The 6,569-nt window shown below is 60.3% G+C and carries 6 protein-coding genes; 4 read left to right on the forward strand and 2 right to left on the reverse strand.

Annotation, left to right across the window (positions count from 1 at the left end):
• Positions 1 to 140 precede the first annotated feature (140 nt).
• The gene (locus F787_RS0114725; protein ID WP_155989646.1) at positions 141 to 722 is read left to right on the forward strand and encodes a hypothetical protein; all 582 of its coding nucleotides are present in this window, start codon (positions 141 to 143) and stop codon (positions 720 to 722) included.
• Between the two features lie 185 nt (positions 723 to 907).
• On the opposite strand, the gene F787_RS0114730 is transcribed toward F787_RS0114725, so the two are convergent.
• A complete protein-coding gene (locus tag F787_RS0114730; RefSeq protein ID WP_019022889.1) occupies positions 908 to 2,008 on the reverse strand; it encodes a replication initiator protein A in 1,101 nt (366 codons plus the stop codon).
• Positions 2,009 to 2,743: 735 nt separating this feature from the next.
• Here F787_RS0114730 and F787_RS0114735 point away from each other — a divergent pair.
• The gene (locus F787_RS0114735; RefSeq protein WP_028492688.1) at positions 2,744 to 3,412 is read left to right on the forward strand and encodes a hypothetical protein; all 669 of its coding nucleotides are present in this window, start codon (positions 2,744 to 2,746) and stop codon (positions 3,410 to 3,412) included.
• Positions 3,413 to 3,417: 5 nt separating this feature from the next.
• Here the strand turns inward: F787_RS0114735 and F787_RS15930 are convergent, their stop codons facing one another.
• Positions 3,418 to 4,311 carry a DNA-binding protein gene (locus F787_RS15930; protein ID WP_051246207.1) on the reverse strand — a complete coding sequence of 298 codons (894 nt, stop codon included), beginning with the start codon at positions 4,309 to 4,311 and terminating at the stop codon, positions 3,418 to 3,420.
• A gap of 181 nt (positions 4,312 to 4,492) precedes the next feature.
• Here F787_RS15930 and F787_RS15935 point away from each other — a divergent pair, with 181 nt between their 5' ends.
• The gene (locus F787_RS15935; RefSeq protein ID WP_051246210.1) at positions 4,493 to 5,791 is read left to right on the forward strand and encodes a site-specific integrase; all 1,299 of its coding nucleotides are present in this window, start codon (positions 4,493 to 4,495) and stop codon (positions 5,789 to 5,791) included.
• Between the two features lie 508 nt (positions 5,792 to 6,299).
• On the forward strand, positions 6,300 to 6,569 hold a 270-nt coding region (locus tag F787_RS0114750; protein ID WP_028492689.1), incomplete at its 3' end, for a hypothetical protein.

Raw genomic sequence — 6,569 nt, forward strand, 5'->3', positions numbered from 1 at the left:
ATTTCTTTCCGGGAGGCGCTGGCATCCAGGATGCGAGTTGTTCCATTCTCGAAAAAGCACAACAGGAAAGGTAGCTTTCCGCTGCTGGATCGTCTTGCTTTAGCATCGAACGAGACCGAAATTGGCAAAGGGAATTGCAGATGCTGAATAGCACTGGCGGAGGGAATATAGCGCGAAAAATGGGAGGGGCACTCGAAGCATGGCGCCCCGTACGATTTCGAGCGATCCGGGAAAGCCGAAAAGCACTGGCGAGGGTACGTGAGGAAAGCGACCCGGAAGAAGTCATCCGGCGAATACACGAGGTGCCCGACTCGATTTTTCCGGATTTTGTAATCGAGGTCCTCCTGGGCTATGGATTCTCGGTCCACCGACTTCCCAGGTTTGACGCCATCCGGAAACCGCACGCCGAAGTGGAAATGATGGGCTCGAGGTTTCTGATCCAGATCGAGGAGAATGTCCCGGATCGCATGCGGGGGCGACACCAGGCCGTCACGATCAATGCACTGGCCGAAAACTGCGAGCAGTCCGGGAAGCGAGGGATCTATGTTGCCCAGGACCCAACGCTTTGTCCCAATCTCATCCGGCAGGCAGGAGAAGACAAGGACGGATCATCAATCGCAGGAATCCACAAACCCGAGGTCGCCGATCTGATCCTGGGCCGGTGCGTGAACGATCCAGCGACCGGGAGGGCCTTGATCGATCGAAAGGGAGGGGGCCGATAAGGCAGCCCATCACCCCCACCACCACTATTCGCCATGGTTGCAGGCCGGCGCGGATTTCGGACTGTGGAATAGCCGGAGCGAACAAGGCCGCGCCGTGGTGGGGATGGAAGTTGAGGAAGGCGAATCGCGCTAAAGGATCGATTGCCCCCCGCACGACTCGTGTCCTCATCGTCGGCGCAGCGACCTTAGCTTGAAGTTAGTTGCTGCCGGAGCTGCTTCAGCTCATCCCGCCGGGATTCAGAAATCGGTTGGTTTTCAGAATCAGAAGCCGGTTCTGTTGAGGCGCCAGGTTCGTCAGGAGAGGTTTTGCGGGTGAGCGAGCGGGATCTCTTCAGACGTTCCGCGACCGTCTTCAGATCCGGCTCACCAGGATGGGCTTGAGCTTCGAGATAAGCACGATCGAACCCGAGAATTCGGCCGTTATGGCCCTTCGACTCACCGGCACCCCCTTTCTTTTGCGTGGGAGTGCGATAGTTGCGATTTTCGAACCGAACGGTGTCCGTTTTCCGGTCAAGAAAAATGCGGTAATCGGGAATGATGTCGGCATCGACCGCTTTCTGTAGCTCGTAACGAAGACGACGAATCTCATATCCAGCGCCGATCTTGATCGACAGCGTATCGAGTCCGACGAACCATTCCTTCTGGCTGCCGCAGTGCTTTCGAGCGATCTCATACAGGCGGCGATCGATGGGGCGACGCAGTCGGAAGTAGTTCTCGTTGATCGTCAGAACATCGAACTGCTCCACCGAACGGCAGAGCCAGGGTGGCAACTGGACTTCGATCATCATTTCACGACCTCGCCCCACTACATCTCCTTCCACGGTGGTGCCGTCCACCAAAAGACCGAAGTTGTTGGTTGTGCGCTTACCTCCGGTTTCCTGGTTGGTTAGGATGCGGGTGCCCATAAGCCGATTGAGGCCGGCTCTCAGTTTTTTGTAATTGTGGCCGCCTGTGGCCCGATTACAGAAGCGCAGGAAATCCGACGCTGAAAAGCGGATGTACGAAGAAGCTTCAGGGTCGTTCCGTTCGAGCGCCCTCACCAAGTGGGAGATCGCGAACAACCAGATGTCCTTGTCGTTGATGGTGGCAAGCCCGTGGATCGACGGCTCGACCGTTATCTCGACGCCATTGTTTTCATAGTGGCGGACATTCTGGTCACCGACCCGCAGAGCAAAATACGGATGCGGCATAGAGGGCATATCGCTCTTGGGCACAACGCAGGGTAGGTCTTCGAGCACGAAAAGATCACCGTTGGGGTGACGATCAGGGTCAAGCAGGTCGGCCATCCGTATTGCCTCGCGTCTGTCCTAGACTGGAGTAAATCTGAGCGGTATCCAATTTAATAGCGACCGGACGGACATGCAAACCCGGAATTATACCTCGTAAGATCAGTGACTTATCTTCGGCATTCTGGAACGCTGCGGCCATGTAGGCTTCGGCATTTGGGAACGGTCAGGCCCGGATCTTCGGCATTTGGGAACACCTGATGGTTGGTTATCGGCATCCAGCAACGCCGGATTCGAGGGGTCAGGGGTCGTCACGGCCGTACATCGGCTTCGGCATTTGGGAACGGTCAGGCCCGAAGCTTCGGCATTTGGGAACACGCCAGGGTATGAGGGCTTCGGCATTTAGGAACGCTTCGGGGGGGTGCGAGGACTTCGGCATTTGGGAACACCCGGGCATGGGGCTTCGGCATTTGGGAACACCCGGGGCATGGGGCTTCGGCATTTGGGAACACCCGGGTTCAGAGCCTTCGGCATTCGGTGAACACACTTCGGCATTCGGTGAACAGAGGCTTCGGCATTCGCTGAACAACGCTTCGGCATTCGGTGAACGCGGACCCCTCGCAGACGGCTTCATGACGCGGTTTCCGCGGGCCCCTTAACGTAGGTCTTAACGTGAGGTCTTAACGGCGCGACGAGCGCGCCGGGTGGAAGACACCAAAAACCAAACCGGGGGATTACCAAAATCCGGGAAGATGGATAAACTGTGGGGATCACGTTGGCACGGAGGCCTCCATCATGTCCGCAGCCGTAGAAAAACCGACCCCCGCGTACACCAGCCGGATGGATACCCGGACGGTCCGGCCTATGCAGATGAGGCCGGAGATGGTGAGCGCCCTCCAGCGAGGCCAAAAAACCGAAGAACGGCGTCTGCTCATGCGGCCCGGGAAAGTCGTCAAGAGCGCCGTCATCACGGCATCCCAGGCACTGGGGCAATGCCGGATCGTGATGCGTGAAGACGATGTGTTTGGCGCCCGGATGGACGACGAGTTTCTGCCCTCCCCCTACGGCGCTCCGGGCGACCTCATCTGGATTCAGGAACCGTGGTTGGGCGATGCGACCCGGCCGGAGACCGTCGAATATTGCGCCGACTGCGAGGTGCAGAAGACAGGATGGAACCCTGCCTCGATGATGCCGCCAGAGTGTAGCCGCTGGACACTGGAAATCGAAGAGGTGGGCGCGGAACCGCTCTGTGCCGTTGATGAACGCGGTGCTCGCGCGGCCGGCCTGGAGCCGGAAACCGACGCCAGGGGCAACGTGGTCCGTTCAGCGCGAGACGTGTTCGCCCGGGAGTGGGGGTATTCGCCGGATTATGGCTGGCAGGTGAATCCGATGGTCTGGATCTACCGGTTCACGCCTCACCGCATCAACTTCCTGGCCGCGATGTCGGACTTGAAACCGGATTGAGACGTTCAGCCGCCGGTATCGGTCGCCTGTAAGCGTTCGATCTCGGCTTTCAGGCGCTCGACCTCCGCGGCCAGGAGCTCGGCCCGTTCGCCCTGGTGCTCGAGGCGGACGACCTCGTTCTCGAGCTTGGTGATCCGGCTCGCCTGCTGCTGCATCTGCTGGTTGTGCATCGACCGCTCCTGATCGAACTTCTTGCGCTCTTCTTCCAGCCGGGCGTTGGCTTTCTCGGTGGCATCCCGGGCCTTGCCCACCTCCTGCAGCCAGTACGTGTTGGTGCCCTCGTAACGGTTTTCCCACTTGGTGACCTCGTCCATCAGCTGAGACACCCGTTCGGACCATTGACGCTCCGCCTCGGCATGTTCCCCTTTGAGGTCCTGGATATCCGCCTCGTGCTCGGCGACCAGTTTTTCTTCCCGTTCCTTCGCAGCTTCCCGGACCTCGGCCAGTTCTTCATCCCGCCGTTGCAGCTGGGCCCGTGCGTCCGCCCGATCGGCTTCCAGTCGTTCGATCCGATCATCACGGTCCTTCACGTTCGCCTCCAGGGTCTCAAACTCCGACCGCAGGCCGGTTAGTTCCCCTTGCAGGGCCTCCTCTCGGGCCCGGCTCGCTTCCAGTTCGCTCTCCAGACGCTCGCGTTCCGCGTCGAAGACCTGGCTGGCTTCCTGGAGCGCCGCGTTCCAGAGCGATTCCACAGCGCCGGTCAATGTCTCGGGGACGCCGGCAGGCATCACGAATCCCTCCCGGTCCAGGCCCTCGCGCCACTGCTGGAGATGCTTCAGCGCGGTGGACTTCGATCCGCGGCCAAGACGGCGAACGACCGCGGTCGCGGTGGGATTTCGCCCTTCCCGCAGGAGCGTCATCGCGGTTTCAACGGTGGTTTCGTAGCTGAGTGGCTCCATGACGCCATTCTCCCGGTAAAAGTGTACGGTGTACGGTGTACAGCCTATACCATTGCGTACACCTGTGACCCCGCTATTTGACCTAAGACGCATTGTGTCAAACTAGGGCCCGAAACCCCGTCTCTCACTGTTCAGGGGCCGTGAAACATATATTCCTGCGGTCGGCCAGGAAGGAGCGAAAGTGTCGAAGGATCAATCGGATACCAACGTATGCACCCCCGAATCGCCTGACCGTGAAACATTCACAGAGGGGTCCGTGAAACTCACCGGCGATGCCACCTACCCGATCCCGTGGGGGCACCCGGCCGGCTGGCCGGCCGTGCCGGATGGCACGCGCGGGCGGTTTCGGAATCCCGGCGACAACATGCTGGATGCGGCCAGTGATCGGGAGGCGGTGATCGCCTGGTTCGCCCGCAAGGGGATCGACCCAAGAGGCGACGACCGCCCTACCCCAACGGCAGACGCGTATATCCGGGAGGTGACGCGCGTGCTGTTGTGGGCCGCCTGGCGGGGGCAGGCCCTGAGTGACCTGTCAGCCCGGGACGTACTGGCGTACAAGGTCTTCCTGGTCGAGCCCTCCCCTGCCGAGGTCTGGGTGTCGAACGACACGACCAAGCGTGCGCGCGCGCACCCGGACTGGCGCCCGTTCCAGCCGGGGCGCTCACCCAAGCGGGCCGAATACGGATTGCGGGTGCTGAACGATCTGCTGGGATTTCTCGCGCAGGCCGGTTACCTCCAGGCGAACCCGGCGGCATTGGTGGACCTGACCGTCGAGCGATCGAAGGAAACCGAGGCGGCGGCCAGCCAGGCGCAACGCGGGCGAGCACTGACCCGTAAAGGCTGGGAGGCCATCAAGCGGTACATCGATGGCCTCCCCTTCGGCACCGAGGAAGACGCGTTCCAGAAAGCCAGATCCCGCTGGGTCTTCCATCTGCTCTACACCCTGGGAATTCGGATCAGTTCGTTGCGCGGACGTTTTGGGGAGATCCAGCCCACGGTGATCGACGAGGAGGAAGTCTGGGTCTGGTCCCTGGAGGTGAAAGGCGGGAAACGAATGGTGCTACCCCTGCCATCCAGCGTGCTGGATGAAATGCAGCGGTTCCGGTTGCACTTGGGGTTGTCTCGATGGCCGTCACCCAACGACCCCGTCCCCATCGTTCCGCGTGCGCGCGCGCACAACGGCGTGGATGAGAAGCCGCTCACCCGGCAGGCCCTCGATCACCTCACCCGTCGAGTCATTCAGGGTGCGAGCCGGCAGTTGTCCGAACAGGGGGAAGAACGCGAGGCGGAAAGGCTCGCCCGAGCGAGTGCGCATGCGCTCCGGCATACGGCGGGAACGGAACTGGCCGATCAGGGTGCCAGCTTGCGCGACGCGGCCGAGGCGCTGGGGCATTCCGATGTCCGAACGACACAGCGGTATAGCCGCGCGGAACTCGATCGACTGAGGAAGGTGCTGGAGGTGCGGGATACGCGATGGTGAAAGGGGGAGCTAAACCGCCCTCCCCTACCCAGGGATCCGGTATTCGGAGTAAGGGATCTGCCCTTGAATGGATAAAAAGTGACCAACAGAGAGCGCGCACAAGGCGTTTTTGGGGCATGGCATGGACGATCGCCTATGTTTGGAGTATGGGTCGTTTGTGTGGCACGACAGGCGCTCTCATCGACTACCGCTCTTTTTGTAGTGGAATTGCAAAGGCCTTCTCGGGTATTTGGGGGCATCCCAACGAATTCCATTAGTTCTTGTGTGTGCGTGCGCGCACAATCGCACCGGGCTACCGACGTTACTGGGCATCGCGTTTTTCCGTTGGTTGATGCGCGTGCGCATTTACCAGACCCGAAGTCGACGGCCTAAAAAATCGACAGGCCGGGTAGAGCCGCCCTTCTTGAAGGTGCGCATGCGCACACCTGGAGCAAAAGCGGCGGACAAGAAATCGACAAAGCGCGATCGATCTGTACGCTGGACCCTGCAACTGACAAAGGAGAACGCAATGAAGATGAAGATGAAGATGAAGATGAAGATCATGGCTCTGGCGCTGGTCGTGCCGATGGCGATGGGAATTTCAGGGTGCGGCCAGGATGAAGGTGAAGGTCCGAAACTCGACGCGAGCAGCCGAGAAGACTTGAGGAACACGGCTATGCAAGCCGGGCTTTGGCTCGAAAGGGAGAAAGGTCGTGAAGCGGCTAAGGAGTTGGACCGGGGGTTGGGGGTCTACGTCGACGAAGGGAAAGAGGACAAAGTGGATGGGTTGCGCGCGACG

This window comes from Thioalkalivibrio sp. ALE19, assembly GCF_000428605.1.
In the GTDB taxonomy this organism is placed as follows: domain Bacteria; phylum Pseudomonadota; class Gammaproteobacteria; order Ectothiorhodospirales; family Ectothiorhodospiraceae; genus Thioalkalivibrio.